Genomic DNA, 1096 nt, shown 5'->3' with positions numbered 1-1096 from the left:
ACGGTGGCGGGGGCCGCCGGGTCGACGGTGCCGGGGGTCGCACCGTCGGAGGGGAGGTATCGGTCGGCGAACCCGTCGAGCAGGTCCTCACGCAGCAGCAGTGCGGCGGCGTCGGCGCCGGTGCTGTTGAAGGAGACGAAGAGGCCCGTGTCGTCCTCTGGCCACAGCTGCATGTGGGAGTGGAACGCGAGGGTGTCACCGCCGTGCCCGACGACGGCCCGGCCGTTGCGGGATTCGTCGAACCAGCCCAGACCCATCCTCGGACCGGCCGCCAGGGCGCCCAGGGTGCCGGCGTCGAGGGCGGGTTCCCGCATGAGTCGGAGGGTCTCGTCGCTGAGGACGCGGGTGTCTGGACCTGTGCTTGTCCCTGCGCCGTCGCCGGCGGGGTGGCCGAGATGGGCGAGCATGAACCGCGCCATGTCCGTGGCCGTGGCGCTCAACGAGCCCGCGGGTGGCACCCCGACCACCTCGAAGGGGATCGCCGCCCCGTCCGAGGTCGGGTACCCCTGGGCGACATGCGCCGCCAGGTGATCCGGCAGGGGTTGGTCGAAGGACGAGGACGTCATCCCGACCGGGGCGAGGATGTTCTGGTCGACGTAGTCCTCGAACGGCACGCCGCTCACGGCCTCGACCACGTACCCGGCGAGCGCGTTGCCGTAGTTCGAGTACGCGGGCGTGGTACCCGGTTCGTACACCTCGGCGGGCGGGTCCTCGATCAGGGACCGGCGCAGGTCCACGGCGACTCCCGGCGTACCGAAGAGACCGGCGGCGCGCTCCTCGAAACCGGGGGTGTGGCTGAGCAGGTGCCGCAGCGTCACGGGGTGCTCGTGGGGTAGATCCAGGCCGGTGTACTGCTCGACGTCGGTGTCCAGGTCGACCTCGCCGCGTTCGACGAGCTGCATCACGGCGGTCGCGGTCACCATCTTCGATACCGACCCCACCCGGAACAGGGTGGTCTCCGGATCGACTGCGGTGCCGGCGGCGACGTCGGCCTCGCCGAACCCGCGGGCGGTGAGGAGCTCGCCGTCGTGCACGACGGAGACCGTCGCCCCCGCGATCCGCCCGGACTCGAGCGCCGACGGGATCGTCCGGTCGA

The 1096-nt window shown here is 71.9% G+C and carries 1 protein-coding gene; it reads right to left on the bottom strand.

Going from position 1 to position 1096, the window contains the following annotated elements; genetic code table 11:
• Positions 1–1096, bottom strand: a 1096-nt coding sequence (locus G6027_RS16765) for a serine hydrolase domain-containing protein (RefSeq protein ID WP_182638131.1), incomplete at both ends; no start/stop codon positions are given.

It is taken from the genome of Dietzia sp. SLG310A2-38A2 (genome assembly GCF_014145095.1).
Taxonomy (GTDB): Bacteria; Actinomycetota; Actinomycetes; order Mycobacteriales; family Mycobacteriaceae; genus Dietzia.
The sequence above is the reverse complement of the archived record's forward strand: the minus strand, read 5'-3'. Positions and strand labels throughout refer to the sequence as shown.